The following is a 16,629-nucleotide window of genomic DNA, read 5'->3' on the forward strand; positions in this document are numbered from 1 at the left end:
GACATAACGAGTTTAGGAGAACCCGATGTCGATTACGCAAGAGCGCAAATCCGCGCTGATCGCTGAACATGCCCGTGGCAAAGCCGACACGGGATCGCCGGAAGTGCAAGTGGCCATCCTGACCACCCGGATTGCCAACCTTACCGAGCACTTCAAGACCCACAAGAAGGACAACCACTCGCGTCGCGGCCTTCTTAAGATGGTCTCCCAGCGCCGCCGGCTTCTCGACTACGTCAAGAACAAGGACGTGGCCCGTTACCAGGCCATCATCGAGAAACTGGGTCTGCGCCGCTGATCCGCGACGCCATCCGTACGAAAGACGATATGTTCGATATCCAGAAAGAAACGATTGAGTGGGCGGGTCGCCCACTCACCATCGAAACCGGGCGGGTCGCCCGCCAAGCTGACGGCGCCGTCATGGTGTCTTATGGCGAGACCACAGTTCTCGCCACCGCCGTCGGCGTCAAACAGGCCAAGCCGGGAGTCGATTTCTTCCCGCTGACGGTCAATTACCAGGAAAAATACTTTGCGGCGGGCAAGATCCCCGGCGGTTTCTTCAAGCGTGAAGGCCGTCCGACGGACAAGGAGACGCTCACCTCGCGCCTCATCGACCGCCCGATCCGTCCGCTGTTCGTCAAGGGCTTCAAGAATGAAGTCCAGGTGATGCTGACGGTCCTGTCGCACGACCTTGAAAACGATCCCGACATTGTCGGCATGATCGGTGCCTCCGCGGCGCTGGTCCTGTCCGGTCTGCCCTTCATGGGTCCGATCGGCGCTGCCCGTGTCGGTTACAAGGACGGCGAATACATCATCAACCCGCCTTGCGATGAAATGGATGACAGCGAGCTCGATCTCGTCGTCGCCGGTACGCAGGACGCGGTCATGATGGTGGAATCGGAAGCCAAGGAGCTGTCCGAAGACGTCATGCTCGGCGCTGTCATGGCGGGTCACAAGGCCTTCCAGCCGGTGATCGACATGATCATCAAGCTGGCCGAACGTGCGGCCAAAGAGCCTTGGGATTACGAGCCGGCGGATCACTCTGCCGAGGAAGCCAAGGTTCGCGAGCTGATCGGTGACGATCTCGCCGCTGCCTACACCATCGTCGACAAGACCGAGCGCTACAAGGCAGTCGGTGCGGCGAAGGACAAGGCTGTCGAAGCCCTGCTCCAGACGGAAGAGCGTCCGGACGGCATCGACATGACGACCCTCAAGGACGTCATGAAAGCGGTCGAGAGCTCCATCGTTCGCGGTGGTATCATCAAGACCGGCAAGCGTATTGATGGTCGTTCCCTCGACCAGGTCCGTTCGATCGTGTCCGAAGCCGGCATTCTGCCGCGGACGCATGGTTCGGCCCTGTTCACGCGCGGGGAAACCCAGGCCCTGGTCGTTGCGACCCTGGGCACGGGCGAAGATGAGCAATTCATCGACGCTCTGACGGGGACCTACAAAGAACGCTTCATGCTGCACTACAACTTCCCGCCCTATTCGGTCGGTGAGACGTCTTTCCGTCTCGCTCCGGGTCGTCGGGAAATCGGCCATGGCAAGCTGGCCTGGCGTGCGGTGAAGGCCGTCCTCCCGACCAAGGAAGACTTCCCCTACACCATCCGCCTGGTCTCCGAGATCACCGAGTCGAACGGCTCGTCCTCGATGGCCACAGTCTGCGGCGCCTCGCTGTCCATGATGGATGCCGGCGTGCCGATCACCCGTCCGGTCTCTGGCATTGCCATGGGCCTGATCAAGGATCCGGAAGGCGTTGCCGTTCTCTCCGACATCCTGGGTGATGAGGATCATCTCGGCGATATGGACTTCAAGGTGGCGGGTACCACCGAAGGCGTCACCTCGCTGCAGATGGACATCAAGATCGCCGGCATCGACGAGGAAATCATGAAGACAGCCCTGGCCCAGGCCAGCGGCGGTCGTCTGCATATCCTTGAAGAGATGGGCAAGGCGCTGGGCGAAGCCCGCACCGAGCTCGGCGAGTTTGCTCCGCGTATCGAAACCATCACCATTCCGACCGACAAGATCCGCGACGTGATCGGTTCGGGCGGCAAGGTGATCCGCGAGATCGTGGAAACGACCGGTGCCAAGGTCGACGTCAATGATGACGGCGTGATCAAGGTCTCGTCCTCGGACGGCGCTTCGATCAAGGCTGCCCTCGACTGGATCCACGGCCTCACGGCCGAGCCGGAAGAAGGCAAGGTCTACAAGGGCAAGGTCGTCAAGGTCATGGACTTTGGCGCCTTCGTGAACTTCTTCGGTCCCAAGGACGGTCTCGTCCACGTGTCGCAGCTCAAGGCTGAACGCGTGAACCACCCGAACGATGTGGTCGCCGAAGGCCAGGAAGTCTACGTCAAACTCCTCGGCTTCGACGATCGCGGCAAGGTTCGCCTGTCGATGAAAGTCGTCGACCAGGAAACCGGCGAAGAGATCAAGAAAGAAGCGGAAGACGCTGAATAAGCTGTCTGCTTCGATCGACTGATCAAAAAGACCCCGCCGGCGCAAGCTGGCGGGGTTTTTCTTTGGGGGTCTGTATCCGAGCGGCCGGGCGCGGATAGGCTGGGCATCCGGGCAATGAGGGCAGGGGCACGGACATGAATTGGACGATCTTCGATTATGTTGTCGCTGGCGGCATGCTCGCCTGTCTGCTGCTGGGCACTATCCTGGTCATCAGGACGCAACGGCACTGGGCGGCGCGCCTCGCGGGCGGCCTGACCCTGATCGGCTTTTTCCTGCTGGTCTGGAGCGCTGGCGCCGTCGGAATCATCGGCCGGTCTGACAATGATGCCAATCTTGCCTTTCTCGCCCTGCCATTGGTGGCGTCGTTCGGAGCCGTGATCACGCGCCTGCGGCCCGCGGGTCTGGCCGTCACCCTTGCCGTTGTCGCTGCAGGACAGTCCCTGATCGGACTCGTTGCCCTGATTGGCGGCCTCGGCTCAGCTGGACCCGCCTGGCCGGTGGACATGCTTGTAGCGACCCTTGTCTTCACCGCCCTCTTTGCAACGGCGGCGGCCCTGTTCCACTTCGCCGCACGGACTCAAGCTGCCTCGAGCCGGTCGCGATAGCGGCGGCTGCCGGGGATTTGGGTGCCGGTGTCCAGCGTGATGGCGACATCGCCCTCGCCGGTCGGAATGATTTCCCGAATCGCATCGCGATTGACCAGCCAGGAGCGGTGCACCCGCACGGCGTCAATGCCGGCCTCGGCGAGTTGTTTTTCCAACTCGGTCAGGGTGGAGCGGGCCAGGTGCTCGCCGCCGGCCAGCCGGATCTCGACATAATTCCCGGCCGCTTGGGCGGCGCGGAACTCGTCGGCCGCGATGCGCAGGGTCCGGCCACCGCATTTCAGGGTGAGGCGATGGGAGCGGCGGGCCTCGGCGCGGGCGACCTCCACTTCCAGCCGCCGCATCTGCAGCGCCAGCGAGACCGCGATGATGATCTGATAGCCGGTATAGGTGCCGATATCCTTGCGCGCCTCATAGACAATCTCCCGCCACGGCGCGTCGTGGAAGAATTCATAATCACTGCCATAGGCAAAGGCCCAAACACCCTCGCGGATCAGCACCATGCCGAGCACGTGCAGCCCGGTATAGGCGAGGAAGCCCAGCAGGTGCCAGGGCAGGGAGGTCAGCCAACGCCCGGGTTCCAGTGGCGCCCGCAAGCCCAGCCACATCATCGCCGGCACCATGATCGTCGTCATGATGATGCTCGACCCTTCGGTGACCCAGGCAAAGAAGGGCGGTGCGTCGCGACCATCCCGGGCGAACTCGGTGTCGATCGACATCGAGGCGATCACCCAGAAGGCGATCAGGCTCAGCCAGGCGAACTGGCAGGCCAGCCACAAAGCCCGCCGTTCGGCATCGCGGGCCCGGCTGTGGTCGGAAGTCAGGGTGTCGGTCATGCCGCGATGCTCGCCTAGCCGCCAGCCGGCGGCAAGTGGCGCGTCAGCCATTCGCCCCCGCAGACCGCCGCTGGTCCCTGCCGCTCAGCACGCCGTCCCGCCGGCCTGCCGCTGGTCACCACCGTCTGGCGCACGTCACCCGCCGGGCCGATGAGCGGGGTGACAAGGAGCACGGCCATGACACCCAGCAAGACCCCCACGATGATCCCGACGATGACCCGGCCATTCGACGCACCCGGCAGCGGTCGCCAATACGGCCTCGACTGGCTGCGTATCGGCGTCTTCATCCTCTTGATTTTTTACCACACGGGCATGTTCTTCAACACGGAGGGCTGGCACGCCAAGAGCCTCAATGCCAATGACGCGATGGAGCCCTTCATGTGGCTCTCCAGCCCCTGGCGACTGCCCCTTCTCTTCCTGATTTCCGGCATCGCGATGCGTTTCCTGTCCGACAAGCTGGGCAGTGGCCGCTTCGCAGCGGACCGGGTCTGGAGGCTCTTCCCGGTCATCCTGTTCGGCATGTATGTGATCGTGGCGCCGCAATCCTATTCCGAGCTGCGGCTCGCCGGTGAGATCGAACCGGGATGGTGGGCGTTCTGGCGGCAATATGCCGGCGAGTGGGACGGGCCGTGGTCGATCCACACGCCGACCTGGAACCATCTCTGGTATGTCGTCTATCTGTTTGTTTATTCACTGCTTCTGGCACCCTTCTTCCCGCTTCTGCGGCGCCTGGCCGACAGCCAGGCCTTGACGGCAGCGGGTCGGGGCGCGGCCGGTGGCTGGCTGGGTGTTGCGGCTCTCGTGGTGCTGCCCGTCCTGCCCTTTTTGCTGGTCCGCTTCACACTCACCGAAGATTTCCCGACCACCCACGACCTGATCGAGGACTGGGCCAATCACGCCAATTCGTTGACCATGGTCCTGATCGGATATTTCATCGCCAAGAATGAGGGGATCTGGAAGGCCGTCGACCGAGCCCTGCCGGTGACCGCGATTGTCACCGCGATATTGCTGGCCTTTCTCTTCTGGGCCTACACACATCTCGAGATCGCCTTTTCCGACCCGGTCCTGACCTGGACGGCGCGCATCGCCCGGATCGTCTTCATGTGGACGATCATCCTGACGCTGGTCGGTGCCGCCCGTCGCTGGCTGGACCATGACGGCCCGCTCCGCCGCTATCTGACGGCCGCTGTCTTCCCTTGGTATATCCTGCACCAGACCATCATTGTTGCGGTGGGTTTCGCGATCCGGGATGCCGGTTTCGGTGTCTGGACCGAATTCGCCATCATCATGATCTCGACCTTCGGGGGCTGTATCATCGGGTTCGAGGTCTTGCGACACATCCCCATCCTGCGCCTCGTCATGGGCATGAAAGCGCTCGCGCCGGCCGTCGCACCCGCCAGCGCGGGGACGGCCAAACCGAGATTACAGAAACTTTAGGCCCAATCCGACGCTATCCGCCTATCTTTCCGGGCAACGATTTATTCGGGGAGGCGGACATGCTGACATCAATGATGAAGTGCGGGCTGGGGCTGGTTACCGCTTCAGCGCTGTGGGCGGTACCGGTTATGGCCCAGGACCCGTATCGGCTGCCGCCGCAGGAAATCATCGACATTGTCGATGCGGCGCCCTCGCCCTTTACCTCGCTCTCGCCGGCCCGCGACACGCTGCTTCTGATGCAGCGTGAGGCCCTGCCGCCGGTTGCCGAGCTGGCCCGCCCGATGGAACGTCTGGCTGGTCTTCGGCTCGACGCGACACTGAACGGGCGACACGGGCCGCGTTCGGTCGTTGGCCTGTCGCTGGTCGACCTGGACAGCGGCGCCGAGCGCCGGGTCGACTTGCCGGATGATGCCGGAATTTCCAATATCAGCTGGTCGCCGGACGGCTCGCAGATCGCCTTTGTGATGACCCGCAACGACCAGCTCAGCCTGTGGGTTGTCGATGTGGAAACCGCGCGGGCCCGGCAATTGGTGCGCAGCGGCATCAATGCCGTCTTCTCGCCGATTGACTGGATGCCGGATGGCGAACGCCTGCTTGTCAGCCTGGTGGATCCCGACCGCGGCGCCATGCCGGAGCGCCCGCGTGTACCGATCGGTCCGGTGACCCAGGAGGCCAGCGGCTATGAAGCCCCGGTGCGGACCTATCAGGACCTGCTGGCCGACGAGCACGACGCCGCCCTCTTCGCCTGGCTGGCCACGACCCAGCTTGCCCTCGTGAACACGACCGGCCGCACACGGGTGCGCGAGATCGGCGAACCGGGTCTCTATTATTCTGCCGAGCCAGCACCGGGTGGTGATTACATCCTGATCGGCGAGATGGAGCAGCCCTTCTCCTATCAGGTGCCCTGGTCGCGCTTCCCGGACCGCGTCTTCGTGATCGACATGGAGGGCGATGAAGTGGCGACAATTGCCCGCCAGCCGCTGGCCGACAATGTGCCGATTGGCGGCGTCATCACCGGTCGTCGGTCGATTGGCTGGCAAGCCGCAGCTGCCGCCAGCCTGACCTGGGCGGAAGCTCTCGATGGGGGCGATCCGCGGGTTGAAACCGACCAACGCGACAGCGTCTGGGCGCTCGAGGCGCCTTTTGATGGCGCGCCGGTCGAGATCCTGCGCACGGAAGACCGGTATTACGGCACCCAGTTCACCTCTGAGGGCCAGCTCGGCTTCTCGATGGAATACGACCGCGACACCCGCGTCATCCGTCGCTGGCTGGTCGATTTCGCCGACCCGTCGGTCGCGCCGCGCCTGGCCGAGGAGCGCAATTACCAGGACAGTTATGCCAATCCGGGCAGCGCGCTGACGGTCCGCAATGCGTATGGCCAGAATGTCGTCGGCGTGCATGAGGGCTATATGTATATGGCCGGTGAAGGTGCGACCCCGGGGGGCGACCGTCCCTTCCTCAACCGGGTCAGCTTCGACACGTTCGAGACCACCGAGATCTGGCGCAATAGCGGCGAGAATTATGAGGAAGTCATTGGCCTCACCTCCCCGGACGCCTCGTCCTTCCTGACCCGCTGGGAGGACCCGGTGACGCCGCCGAATGTGCGCTGGCACCGCGCCGGCGAAGACACGGTCGAGATCACGCAGTTCGAGAACCCGCACCCGCAGCTCAACGAGATCAGCCGCCAGCTGATTACCTATGAGCGTGAGGATGGCGTGCCGCTTTCCGCCACCTTGTATCTGCCGGCCGACTATGAGGAAGGCGACACGCTGCCGGTCCTCGTCTGGGGTTATCCGCTCGAATACAATGACGCCTCGACGGCCGGTCAGGTCTCCGGCTCGCCCTATGAGTTCACGCGCGTTGCCGGCACCAGCCCGCGCTTCCTGGTGACCCAGGGCTATGCCCTGCTGGAAAACGCCACCATGCCGATTGTCGGCGATGATCCCGAGACGGTGAATGACACTTTCATCCAGCAGCTCGTCCTGTCGGCGGAAGCTGCGCGTGACGTGACCGTGGAGATGGGCTTTGGTGACGGCGAGCGTCTGGCGATTGCCGGTCACTCCTACGGTGCCTTCATGACCGCGCACCTTCTGGCCGCCTCGGACGTCTTCCGCGCCGGTATTGCCCGCTCAGGCGCCTATAACCGCACCCTGACGCCCTTCGGCTTCCAGTCCGAACGCCGCACTTTCTGGGCCGCTCCGGAGACCTATTTCGAGCTCTCACCCTTCATGCATGCCGACCAGATCAACGAGCCCATGCTGATGATCCACGGCCAGATGGACAATAATTCCGGCACCTACCCCATGCAGTCCGAACGCATGTTCGCGGCCGTAAAAGGCAATGCCGGCACCGCCCGCCTGGTCATGCTCCCCTATGAAAGCCACGGCTATCGCGGCCGCGAAAGCATCCTCCACGTGCTGGCGGAGAGCATCGACTGGCTCGACCGCTGGGTGAAGCCGGTAGAGGACCCGATGGGTGGGGGTGAGTAGGCTTTGCGCCTTTGTGGAACGAACAGGCCTCGCTGGAGTGATCCGGCGGGGCTTTTTCCTGCCTGACTCAGCTGAATGGTCAGTCCGAACTGCCGCAACTCACCCACCAGTCGTGCATGGCATGGAACATGTCGGTGAGAGCCATCGCCTTGTCCGTTGCGGTGTACTCGACGCGGGGCGGCACCTCTGCATAAACCTTTCGGATCACCAGCCCGTCATTCTCCAGCGCACGGAGTTGGTTGGTGAGCATGGTCTGCGTGATGTTGCCAATCGTGCGGCGCAATTCGTTGAACCGTTTAGTGCCGCGAAAGATCAGGATCTGCAGGACGATAAGCTTCCACTTGCCGCCGATCAGCTGGGCGATATCCGGCATCGGGCAGAATTCGGCCTCATCCGAGGTATCGCGCTGGGCGGGTTGTGGAGGAATGTCTGTCGGCATCGCTAAGTATAACTGCATTAGTATCAAAGACGATACTATATACGAAAATTCTGCCTACTTGTCCAAAGGTACTATTACGACTTAGCTCCCCGTCAGTTGATGGGAGTACAAAATGCCTCTTACGCTTTACACATTCAGCGGTGCGCCGCGCGGCTGGCGCGTGCATCTGGGTCTGGTGTTCAAGGGCCTTTCCGCTGACGTGAAATACCTCAGCGCTTCCGACCAGGATCATCGCAAGCCGGGTTTCCTGGCCATAAACCCGCGAGCCAAGATTCCGGTGCTTGAAGCCGATCAGGATGTCTTGCGGGATTCCGTCGCCATTCTGGCCTGGTTGGATCGGCAATATCCCGAACGCCCGCTCTTCGGCATCACGGCTTCTGAAGCAGCGGAGAGCTGGCAGATTGTGATGGACTGTTGCGGCTATTTGCGTGACGGCAACCACGCCCTCCTGTCCCGCGTGTTCTCCGGGCCAGATGAGGCGGTCGATCCAAACACGCCGGAAGGTACGGAAATTGGGGATGCCGCTGCATTGGTTCATGCCGAATGCCACTATCTCGAGGGCATCTTGTCAGACGGGCGACGCTATCTCGGTGGGGAGTGGCCGGGGGCGGCTGATGCCGTCGCCTATCCGGAACTTCGCCTTGTCCAGCGTGGCGCAGAAACCAAGAGCACGCGCATGTCCGCCCTGGGCTTTGACGGTCATCTGAGCCGCTACCCGCACCTCGCCGCCTGGAAGGGTCGGCTCAATGCCGATGCCGGTGTGTTGCAGACCATGCCGCCCCACTGGTCCAATTGAAATCCAGGAGACAGCCACAATGTCATTGCCCAATTACACACGAGCACTCACCGTCGCCGCTTCACCTGAGGAGGTCTTCAGCGCCCTTACCGAGGGGTTCGAACACTGGTGGACCAAGCCGAGCGGGCCGATTTCGGAGGTCGGCGACCTCGCCAAATTCACTTTTCCGCCCGGTCGATCCTACTGGACGTTTGAAGCTGTGGCGATGGAGCCGAGTAGGCGTGTCGAACTGGTCTGTGTCGATGCCTTGCACCTGCACGAGGGTCAGCCAGCGGAGATCGAGCTGGAGTGGTTGAAAACACGCCTGGTCTGGCAGATTGAAGCGGTCGGCCGCGGCAGTGGGATCCGCTTTGAACACCGCGGCTTGCGTCCGGATCTCCTTTGTTATGAGGTCTGCGAGGCCGGGTGGGACATGTTCTTTGTTTCCAGCCTCAAGGCCTTCCTGAACACGGGGACGGGGCACCCACATCGCGCGCCTGACGCAGAGCCTGCTTAATGCTTTGGCTATGAAAAAACCCGCCGGAGCGCTCCGGCGGGTTCCTTCAAAACGGATAGTGAAGACCTAGTCGTCGTCATCCATGCTAGGCACGGCCACCGCATGGAAGCCCGCATCCACATGCAGCGTTTCACCCGTGCAGGAGAAGCCTAGGTCGCTCAGCAAATACAGCGCGGCGCCGGCGACGCCTTCCATTTTGGTGTCCTGCTTCATCATTGACCATTCGCGGCCGGTGCGCATCAGGGCCTTACCGCCGGAAATGCCGGCCATGGCGAGGGTGCGCATCGGGCCGGCCGAGAGGGCGTTGACGCGGATGTCCTTGGGGCCCAGATCGCGCGCCATGTAGCGGGTCGAGGCTTCCAGGGCGGCCTTGGCGACGCCCATGACATTATAGGACGGGACGACCCGTTCCGAGCCGAGATAGGTCAGCGTCACCATGGCGCCGCCATTGGGCATCAGGTGGCTGGCGCGCTTGCCGGCATCGACGAAGGAGAAGGCCGAGATGTCCATCGCCCGGCGCCAGCCCTCGCGGGTGGTGTTCTCGGTGAAGGAGCCGACCAGCTCGTCCTTGCCGGCAAAGGCAATGGCGTGGACGAGGAAGTCGATCGTGCCCCACTTGTCTTCCAGCGCCTTGAAACAGGCATCCATGGAGGCGTCATTGGTGACGTCGGCCTGCACCATGAAAGGCTCGCATGGCAGGCTTTCCACCAGCGGCCGGACCCGGCGCTCCAGCGCTTCGTCCTGGTAGGAGAAGGCAATCTCTGCGCCCTGGGCCGCCAATTGCTGGGCAATACCCCAGGCAATCGAGTTTTTGTTGGCCACACCCATGACAAGCCCGCGCTTGCCCTTCATCAGCTCGCCGGCCGGAAACACCGTATCGCTCATCGGGAAATCCCCTTCTGGATCAGATGACGTCTTTTACGACGCTTTAGACTTTTTCGAAAACGACCGTGCCATTGGTGCCGCCGAAGCCGAAAGAGTTCGACATGGCGGTTTTCAGATCGGCATCGCGGGTCTCGGTGATGATGGGCAGGTTCAGCGCCGCAATGTCGGGGTCCATGTCGAAGACATTGATCGACGGGGCGACGAACCCCTCTTTCATCATCAGCAATGTGTAGATGGCTTCGTGCACGCCGGCCGCGCCGAGCGAGTGGCCCGTCATCGACTTGGTGCCGGAAATCATCGGCGCGCTGTCACCGAAGACCGTCTTGACCGCTTCCATCTCCTTGATGTCGCCGACCGGGGTCGCGGTGGCGTGCGGGTTGAGATAGTCGATCGGGTTTTTGACCGTTTCCATCGCCAGTTTCATCGAACGGATGGCGCCTTCGCCGGACGGGGCGACCATGTCATAGCCGTCCGAAGTGGCGCCATAGCCGGTGACTTCGGCGATGATATTGGCGCCGCGGGCCTTGGCCCGCTCGTATTCTTCCAGCACGACGACACCGGCGCCGGCCCCGCCGACGAAGCCGTCACGGTCCTTGTCGAAGGCGCGCGAGGCCTGTTCCGGCGTGTCATTATACTTGGTCGACATGGCGCCCATGGCGTCGAACAGGTTGGAGAGGGCCCAATGGATCTCCTCGCAACCGCCGGCGAACATGACGTCCTGCTTGCCCCACTGGATCTGCTCGGTCGCCGCACCGATACAGTGCAACGAGGTCGTGCAGGCCGAGGTGATGGAATAATTCACGCCGAGAATCTTGAACGGGGTGGCCAGCGTCGCCGAGGCCGTCGAGCTCATCGCCTTGGGCACGGCAAACGGACCGATCCGCTTGGGACCCTTTTCGCGCGTGATGTCAGCGGCATTGACGATGGTACCGGCAGACGGACCGCCCGAACCCATGATGATGCCGGTGCGGTGGTTGGAAATATCGTTTTCTTCCAGACCACTATCGGCAATGGCCTGGGCCATCGCCATATAGTTCCAGCCGGCGCCTTCCGACATGAAGCGGTAGACGCGCTTGTCGACATGGGCGGCCGGATCAATGTCCGGCTTGCCGCCGACCTGACAGCGGAAGCCAAGCTCGGCGAAGCTTTCCATGCGGCCGATACCGCTCTTGCCGTTCTTGAGGGACTCGGTGACTTCCGCAGCATTATTGCCGATCGGGGAAATCACGCCGAGACCGGTAATGACAACACGACGCATGAGACTCTCCTGGGTCAGGCCATTTCGCCGGGCTTGAACAGGCCCACGCGCAAATCCTTGGCAGTATAGATGGTCTTGCCATCAACTTCGACACGGCCATCACCAATGGCCATGATCAGGCGGCGTTGGATAACGCGCTTGAGATCAATGACATAGCGGACCGTTTTGCAATCGGGCGTGATCTGGCCGGTGAATTTCACCTCGCCGACGCCCAGGGCGCGGCCCTTGCCGGGATTGCCTTTCCAGCACAGGAAAAAGCCGACCAGCTGCCACATGGCGTCGAGGCCGAGGCAGCCCGGCATCACCGGATCGCCCCTGAAGTGGCAATCGAAGAACCAGAGGTCGGGTTTGATGTCGAGTTCGGCGACAATCTGGCCTTTGCCATGTTCGCCGGTTTCGTCATCAATGTGGACGATGCGATCCATCATCAGCATGGGCGGCGCGGGGAGCTGCGCGTTGTCGGGTCCCCACATCTTTCCATTGCTGGAGTCGATCAGGTCATTATAGCTGAAAGAGCTTTGGCGTTCAGTCATGTAGCCGATCAGTTGCGCCGCGTGTGAAGGCGCTTGGCGATCACCGGGCTGGTCAAGAAAACCCGGCTGTCTGTGATCAGCCGGAAAGATCAGGGCAGAGCGGTATCATGCGCGACCGACGTGCTCAAGGCGGGGTTGCCGTCGGCGTCATCACCGATTTCGCCGTCCAGCTCCTGCGGATACACGCCCCACAAGGTGTGGGGGCGCACCCAGCCGCGAAATCCCTGGGCCTCGACACGGCACCAGCCGGTGCGGCAGCGTTCGAGCGACAGGATCACGCCGGGCTCGGCGACGGCCTCGATCGGCGAGCTGTCGCTGTCGCGGGCATGCAATTCGGTTTCCTCGAGCGTGTAGACCGAGCGGCGACCGGACAGGATCGAGCGGTGCATCCAGGTCACTTCGCCTTCGGGGTCACGCACGCGGCGCCAGTCCGGGGTTTCGGCGATGACTTCCATCGGCAGGCCGGCGCGCAGATAGCGCCAGGCGATGGGATGCTGCGAGGAGGGGCCGGAGCGGCCATTGGCGACATCGACTTTCAGCGACACGAAACGCGGCACGGCCTGGCCGGACGGCGTGGCCGTATGTTCGCTGTCCTGGGCGTCGAGCGCGGCCGGACCGGCAAGCATCGACAGGCAGGCCAGGGCAAGTGCGGATGTGATGGCGCGGATCATGCGGGACTCCTTCGACCAAAGCTGTGGGCTGTTTCGGTGAATAGGCGGTAAATCCGGTGGCGCTTTTACGCCGCCACACGCAATCGTGTCGCATGAGAGGGTGAAATCGCCGCCCGCCTTCCTATATCTTGACGAGCAGACCCGGCGGGACGGTCCGGCAGGTCGCAATCGGGAGGGGATTCCATGAGTTTTCGTCTGGCCATTACCAGTGCTGCGGCCATTCTGGCTGCCGGCGGCGCAATGTCGGCACCGGCCGTGGCGGGCGCCGCGCAACAGCGCGAAGTCGTCGCCGACTCGACCGATATGGGTGACGGCATCCACATGGTCTCGACAGGCATTGCCGGCAATCTGGCGATCCTGACCGGCGAGGACGGCGTGGTGATGGTCGATGACCAGCTGCCCAATACCGGTCCGGTCATTGAGGGCGCCATCGTCGAGATCGTCGGTGAAGGCGCGCCGCGCTTCATCGTTTCCACCCACTGGCATGGTGATCACTCGGGCGGCAATGCCCATTTTGCCCAGCTCGGCTCGACCATCGCTGCGCATCACAATATCCGCGCCCGTATCGAGGCCTCCGACGACGCCTGGACGCAAGAGCCCGGCGCCCTGCCGATCCTGACTTTCGGCGAGGACCTGACCTTCCACATGAACGGCCAGACCGTCGAAGTGACACACATTCCCGCCGCCCACACCGATGGCGATGCTTTCGTGTACTTCCGTGAAGCCGACATCCTGCACATGGGTGATGTCTTCTTCTCCGGCTGGTTCCCCTTCATCGATATCGCGTCGGGCGGTTCGGTTGACGGTTATCTCGCGGCGATGGAGCACGGTCTTGCGATGGTCGGCGAGGACACCCGCATCATTCCCGGCCATGGTCCGCTGTCGACCGCAACCGAGCTGGAAGCCTCGATTGCCATGCTGCGCGAGGCCAGTTTCCGGGTCCGCACGCTGGTCGAGGGCGGTGCCGATCTTGACGCTGTCCGCGCGGCCGAACCGCTTGCCGATTTCCACGATGACTGGAGCTGGGGTTTCATCACCACCGACCGCATGGTCGAGACGCTCTACAATGATGCCGTCGGCAACGGCCAGTCCTTCTCGCGCTGAGGCGTGAAGCGTCTGACCAAGATTTAAAGCGCCGACCAGCTTCCGGTGAGGTCATGGCGTCCATGAAGGATGCCATGACTGCCTCTTCGCCTCCCCCCGCCCCGCAGGGTCCGAACCGGGCACCCGCCCGTTTTCGCAAACCGCTCGGTTTCATCGCCGGCCTGATGGCCGGTCTCGCCCTTTGGCTGATCATTGCGGTTGTGACCGACAGTGTCGTGATGGGGGTGTTTTTCGGCCTCGTGCCCGGTCTTGCCATCGGGCTGGGCCTTCACCTCACCGCCAAGCGCTGATCCGTCAACCCGCGCAGGCCGGGCACGCCGGGTCCTTGTCCAGTTTGACAGTGCGGCTTTCCATCGACAGGCCGTCGAAAAGATGGATGCGGCCGTCCAGGGTCTGGCCGGCGCCGCAAATGTGCTTGATGGCTTCCATCGCCATCATCGAGCCAATCACGCCGGTGAGGGCACCGACCACGCCGACGCGCTCGCAGGTTTCCGCGTCCGGCGGGGTTTGCGGCACCCAGCAGCGATAGCAGGGCGCATCCGGGCGGGCATTGAAGATCGAGACCTGGCCGTCCCAGCGACCGACAGCGCCGGAGATCAGCGGTTTGCCCTTGGCGAGGCAGGCGGCGTTGACCGCGTAGCGGGTCTCGTAATTGTCGCAACCATCCAGCACCAGGTCGACCTTGCCGAGAAGGCGTTTGGCATTCTCGCCATCAATCGCCTTCACCACCGGCTTGACCCGTGTCCCCGGATTGAGTGCGCGCAGGGCGCGGGCCGCGGTCTTGGCCTTGGCGGTGCCGATCTGACCGGTGCGGTAGATGATCTGGCGCTGCAGATTGTCGACGCTCACCGTATCGGCATCGATCAGGCTGATCGTCCCGATCCCGGCGGCGGCAAGGTAAAGCGCGGCGGGCGCTCCCAACCCGCCAGCACCGATGATGGCGATGCTGGTACGGGCGAGGGCCTGCTGGCCGGGGCCGCCGATTTCCTTGAGCACAAGGTGGCGGGCGAAGCGGTCGATATCGATTTCCGAGGTCATGCGCCATAGGTGCCGGGATTGCCGCCGCGCTTCAAGGGGGAATCCCGTCCGCCGGCACCGGCGCCTGCAAAGACGCGATCAAGGCTTGTCCATCGCGCGAACACGGGCAATCTGGCGCCATGTCCGTTCCCGCCAATCCGACCCTGCCCGCCCCGGCCTTGTCCGAGCACCAGGAGCGCCTGCTCGACTGGCTCGCCAGCGCGCGGCCGAATGTCTTTCTCACAGGACGGGCGGGTACCGGCAAGACAACGCTGATGCGAGAATTCCTGCGCCGGGCCGGGCCGCGGGCGGCGGTGATCGCTCCGACCGGCGTGGCCGCGATGCAGGCGGGTGGCCAGACGATCCACTCCTTCTTCCATTTCCCGCCGCGCATGATTGGCGCCCGGGACATCCGCAAGGTTCGCCACCGCCGCGTGGTGCAGGCGCTGGAAACCCTGGTCATCGACGAGATCTCGATGGTCCGTGCCGACATGATGTGGGCGATCGACAAGTCCCTGCGGCTCAATCGCGAGCGCAATGAACCGTTCGGCGGGGTCCAGATCGTGCTGGTCGGTGATCTCGCGCAATTGCCGCCGGTGATCCAGGGCGCCGAGGCGGAATATCTGGAATCGACCTATGGCGGGCCTTTCTTTTTTCATCCGGAAAGCTTCCGTGATGCCGGTTTTTCCTATGTCGAGCTCGAGCAGGTGTTTCGCCAGACCGACGAGTATTTCGTCGATATCCTCAACGCGATCCGCGATGGCGATCTCGACAGCGACAAGGCCGCGGATCTCAATGACCGGGTGACGGGCCGGTCCGGCCTCGAGGCCTCGCTGTCGCATATCGTGCTGACGGCCACCAATGAGACCGCTTGGCGCATCAACCAGGCGCGACTAGAAGGCTTGCCGACCTCGCACAAGGCCTTCGAGGCCAAGGTCGAGGGCCAGTTCGACCAGCGCCTCTTCCCGGCCGAGGAACCGCTGGTGCTCAAGATCGGCGCCCGCGTCATGCTGACCCGAAACGACCCGCAGGGCCGCTGGGTCAATGGCACGCTGGGGCAGGTGGAAGGCTTTGATGAGAAGGCCGTGCGTGTGCGCATCGGCGAGGTGGTCCATGCCGTCGAGGCCCAGAAATGGGAACGCAATGCCTATGCCTTCGACCCGGAAAAACAGGCCCTGACCAAGACCACCGCCGGCGCTTTCACCCAATTCCCGCTTCGTCTCGCCTGGGCAATGACCATCCACAAGGCCCAGGGCCTGACGCTCGACAAGGTCTATCTCGACCTCGCCCGGCGCCTGTTTGCGCATGGCCAGGCTTATGTGGCCCTGTCGCGGGCGCGGTCACTGGAAGGCCTGGAACTCTCCCGCCCGCTGACGCCCAACGATGTCATCTCTGATCCGCGGATATTTGACGTGACGGCGTTCTGTGACCCGGCTCCGGCGAGTGTGAGTGCGTGACGGGTAGCGTACCAAGCGCTTCCGGTGGTTGCCGGCCTAGGTTCTGTACCCATAAACGGGATTCCCAAGTCTGGCGGGTCGTGATTCAAGCTCCTTGAAAGGAGTTGGCTCATGGCCCGTTTTGATTTGAGCGATACGGAGTGGGCGATTAT

At 63.0% G+C, this 16,629-nt stretch carries 17 protein-coding genes; 10 read left to right on the plus strand and 7 right to left on the minus strand.

Annotated features, from left to right (window positions below; translation table 11 throughout):
- The first annotated feature begins 25 nt into the window (after positions 1 to 25).
- The 3 genes from rpsO to AWH62_RS09670 all read left to right on the plus strand — a co-directional run bounded on the left by rpsO (position 26) and on the right by AWH62_RS09670 (position 3,062).
- The gene (rpsO, locus tag AWH62_RS09660) at positions 26 to 295 is read left to right on the plus strand and encodes a 30S ribosomal protein S15 (RefSeq protein ID WP_075190259.1); all 270 of its coding nucleotides are present in this window, start codon (positions 26 to 28) and stop codon (positions 293 to 295) included.
- A gap of 29 nt (positions 296 to 324) precedes the next feature.
- Positions 325 to 2,457, plus strand: a complete 2,133-nt coding sequence (gene pnp / locus AWH62_RS09665; protein WP_075190260.1) for a polyribonucleotide nucleotidyltransferase — start codon at positions 325 to 327, stop codon at positions 2,455 to 2,457.
- Positions 2,458 to 2,591: 134 nt separating this feature from the next.
- The gene (locus AWH62_RS09670) at positions 2,592 to 3,062 is read left to right on the plus strand and encodes a hypothetical protein (RefSeq protein ID WP_075190261.1); all 471 of its coding nucleotides are present in this window, start codon (positions 2,592 to 2,594) and stop codon (positions 3,060 to 3,062) included.
- Here AWH62_RS09670 and AWH62_RS09675 read toward each other — a convergent pair.
- The gene (locus AWH62_RS09675; RefSeq protein WP_083635112.1) at positions 3,035 to 3,946 is read right to left on the minus strand and encodes a LytTR family DNA-binding domain-containing protein; all 912 of its coding nucleotides are present in this window, start codon (positions 3,944 to 3,946) and stop codon (positions 3,035 to 3,037) included. The two genes, AWH62_RS09670 and AWH62_RS09675, sit on opposite strands and share 28 nt — an antisense overlap.
- 126 nt (positions 3,947 to 4,072) lie before the next feature.
- On the opposite strand from AWH62_RS09675, the gene AWH62_RS09685 reads away from it, so the two are divergent.
- Both AWH62_RS09685 and AWH62_RS09690 read left to right on the plus strand, forming a co-directional pair.
- A complete protein-coding gene (locus tag AWH62_RS09685) occupies positions 4,073 to 5,332 on the plus strand; it encodes an acyltransferase (RefSeq protein ID WP_233128291.1) in 1,260 nt (419 codons plus the stop codon).
- Positions 5,333 to 5,391: 59 nt separating this feature from the next.
- Positions 5,392 to 7,821 (plus strand): prolyl oligopeptidase family serine peptidase, encoded by a 2,430-nt coding sequence (locus AWH62_RS09690; RefSeq protein WP_083635113.1) that lies wholly within the window; start codon positions 5,392 to 5,394, stop codon positions 7,819 to 7,821.
- Positions 7,822 to 7,900: 79 nt separating this feature from the next.
- On the opposite strand, the gene AWH62_RS09695 is transcribed toward AWH62_RS09690, so the two are convergent.
- Entirely contained in the window at positions 7,901 to 8,260 is a 360-nt protein-coding gene (locus tag AWH62_RS09695; RefSeq protein ID WP_075190266.1) for a helix-turn-helix domain-containing protein, read from the minus strand.
- 112 nt (positions 8,261 to 8,372) lie between these two features.
- Here AWH62_RS09695 and AWH62_RS09700 point away from each other — a divergent pair, with 112 nt between their 5' ends.
- The gene (locus tag AWH62_RS09700) at positions 8,373 to 9,056 is read left to right on the plus strand and encodes a glutathione S-transferase family protein (RefSeq protein ID WP_075190267.1); all 684 of its coding nucleotides are present in this window, start codon (positions 8,373 to 8,375) and stop codon (positions 9,054 to 9,056) included.
- Between the two features lie 19 nt (positions 9,057 to 9,075).
- Entirely contained in the window at positions 9,076 to 9,552 is a 477-nt protein-coding gene (locus tag AWH62_RS09705) for an SRPBCC domain-containing protein (protein WP_075190268.1), read from the plus strand.
- A gap of 66 nt (positions 9,553 to 9,618) precedes the next feature.
- On the opposite strand, the gene AWH62_RS09710 is transcribed toward AWH62_RS09705, so the two are convergent.
- From AWH62_RS09710 to AWH62_RS09725, 4 genes are all read right to left on the minus strand, one after another.
- A complete protein-coding gene (locus AWH62_RS09710) occupies positions 9,619 to 10,437 on the minus strand; it encodes an enoyl-ACP reductase (RefSeq protein WP_075190269.1) in 819 nt (272 codons plus the stop codon).
- Positions 10,438 to 10,480: 43 nt separating this feature from the next.
- Complete coding sequence (gene fabB, locus AWH62_RS09715) at positions 10,481 to 11,695, minus strand: beta-ketoacyl-ACP synthase I (protein ID WP_075190270.1); 1,215 nt, start codon at positions 11,693 to 11,695, stop codon at positions 10,481 to 10,483.
- 14 nt (positions 11,696 to 11,709) lie between these two features.
- On the minus strand, positions 11,710 to 12,228 hold the full coding sequence (gene fabA, locus AWH62_RS09720; protein ID WP_075190271.1) for a bifunctional 3-hydroxydecanoyl-ACP dehydratase/trans-2-decenoyl-ACP isomerase: 519 nt from the start codon (positions 12,226 to 12,228) through the stop codon (positions 11,710 to 11,712).
- 89 nt (positions 12,229 to 12,317) lie between these two features.
- Positions 12,318 to 12,899 (minus strand): SH3 domain-containing protein, encoded by a 582-nt coding sequence (locus AWH62_RS09725; RefSeq protein WP_075190272.1) that lies wholly within the window; start codon positions 12,897 to 12,899, stop codon positions 12,318 to 12,320.
- Between the two features lie 183 nt (positions 12,900 to 13,082).
- On the opposite strand from AWH62_RS09725, the gene AWH62_RS09730 reads away from it, so the two are divergent.
- Both AWH62_RS09730 and AWH62_RS09735 read left to right on the plus strand, forming a co-directional pair.
- A complete protein-coding gene (locus AWH62_RS09730; RefSeq protein ID WP_083635114.1) occupies positions 13,083 to 14,003 on the plus strand; it encodes an MBL fold metallo-hydrolase in 921 nt (306 codons plus the stop codon).
- A gap of 74 nt (positions 14,004 to 14,077) precedes the next feature.
- Positions 14,078 to 14,293: a hypothetical protein gene (locus AWH62_RS09735; RefSeq protein WP_143743003.1), complete on the plus strand. Its 216-nt coding sequence runs from the start codon at positions 14,078 to 14,080 to the stop codon at positions 14,291 to 14,293.
- Positions 14,294 to 14,297: 4 nt separating this feature from the next.
- Here AWH62_RS09735 and AWH62_RS09740 read toward each other — a convergent pair whose 3' ends face one another.
- Positions 14,298 to 15,041: a molybdopterin-synthase adenylyltransferase MoeB gene (locus AWH62_RS09740; protein WP_075190274.1), complete on the minus strand. Its 744-nt coding sequence runs from the start codon at positions 15,039 to 15,041 to the stop codon at positions 14,298 to 14,300.
- 119 nt (positions 15,042 to 15,160) lie between these two features.
- On the opposite strand from AWH62_RS09740, the gene AWH62_RS17220 reads away from it, so the two are divergent.
- Positions 15,161 to 16,477, plus strand: a complete 1,317-nt coding sequence (locus tag AWH62_RS17220) for an ATP-dependent RecD-like DNA helicase (RefSeq protein WP_075190275.1) — start codon at positions 15,161 to 15,163, stop codon at positions 16,475 to 16,477.
- The last annotated feature ends 152 nt before the right edge of the window (positions 16,478 to 16,629 follow it).

The organism is Maricaulis sp. W15 (assembly GCF_001924955.1).
Lineage (GTDB): Bacteria > Pseudomonadota > Alphaproteobacteria > Caulobacterales > Maricaulaceae > Maricaulis > Maricaulis maris.

Coding starts and splice junctions, on each gene's coding strand:
- rpsO (WP_075190259.1), top strand. CDS start 26: ATGTCGATTACGCAAGAGCGCAAATCCGCGCTGATCGCTGAACATGCC.
- pnp (WP_075190260.1), top strand. CDS start 325: ATGTTCGATATCCAGAAAGAAACGATTGAGTGGGCGGGTCGCCCACTC.
- AWH62_RS09670 (WP_075190261.1), top strand. CDS start 2,592: ATGAATTGGACGATCTTCGATTATGTTGTCGCTGGCGGCATGCTCGCC.
- AWH62_RS09675 (WP_083635112.1), bottom strand. CDS start 3,946: ATGGCTGACGCGCCACTTGCCGCCGGCTGGCGGCTAGGCGAGCATCGC.
- AWH62_RS09685 (WP_233128291.1), top strand. CDS start 4,073: ATGACACCCAGCAAGACCCCCACGATGATCCCGACGATGACCCGGCCA.
- AWH62_RS09690 (WP_083635113.1), top strand. CDS start 5,392: ATGCTGACATCAATGATGAAGTGCGGGCTGGGGCTGGTTACCGCTTCA.
- AWH62_RS09695 (WP_075190266.1), bottom strand. CDS start 8,260: ATGCCGACAGACATTCCTCCACAACCCGCCCAGCGCGATACCTCGGAT.
- AWH62_RS09700 (WP_075190267.1), top strand. CDS start 8,373: ATGCCTCTTACGCTTTACACATTCAGCGGTGCGCCGCGCGGCTGGCGC.
- AWH62_RS09705 (WP_075190268.1), top strand. CDS start 9,076: ATGTCATTGCCCAATTACACACGAGCACTCACCGTCGCCGCTTCACCT.
- AWH62_RS09710 (WP_075190269.1), bottom strand. CDS start 10,437: ATGAGCGATACGGTGTTTCCGGCCGGCGAGCTGATGAAGGGCAAGCGC.
- fabB (WP_075190270.1), bottom strand. CDS start 11,695: ATGCGTCGTGTTGTCATTACCGGTCTCGGCGTGATTTCCCCGATCGGC.
- fabA (WP_075190271.1), bottom strand. CDS start 12,228: ATGACTGAACGCCAAAGCTCTTTCAGCTATAATGACCTGATCGACTCC.
- AWH62_RS09725 (WP_075190272.1), bottom strand. CDS start 12,899: ATGATCCGCGCCATCACATCCGCACTTGCCCTGGCCTGCCTGTCGATG.
- AWH62_RS09730 (WP_083635114.1), top strand. CDS start 13,083: ATGAGTTTTCGTCTGGCCATTACCAGTGCTGCGGCCATTCTGGCTGCC.
- AWH62_RS09735 (WP_143743003.1), top strand. CDS start 14,078: ATGACTGCCTCTTCGCCTCCCCCCGCCCCGCAGGGTCCGAACCGGGCA.
- AWH62_RS09740 (WP_075190274.1), bottom strand. CDS start 15,041: ATGACCTCGGAAATCGATATCGACCGCTTCGCCCGCCACCTTGTGCTC.
- AWH62_RS17220 (WP_075190275.1), top strand. CDS start 15,161: ATGTCCGTTCCCGCCAATCCGACCCTGCCCGCCCCGGCCTTGTCCGAG.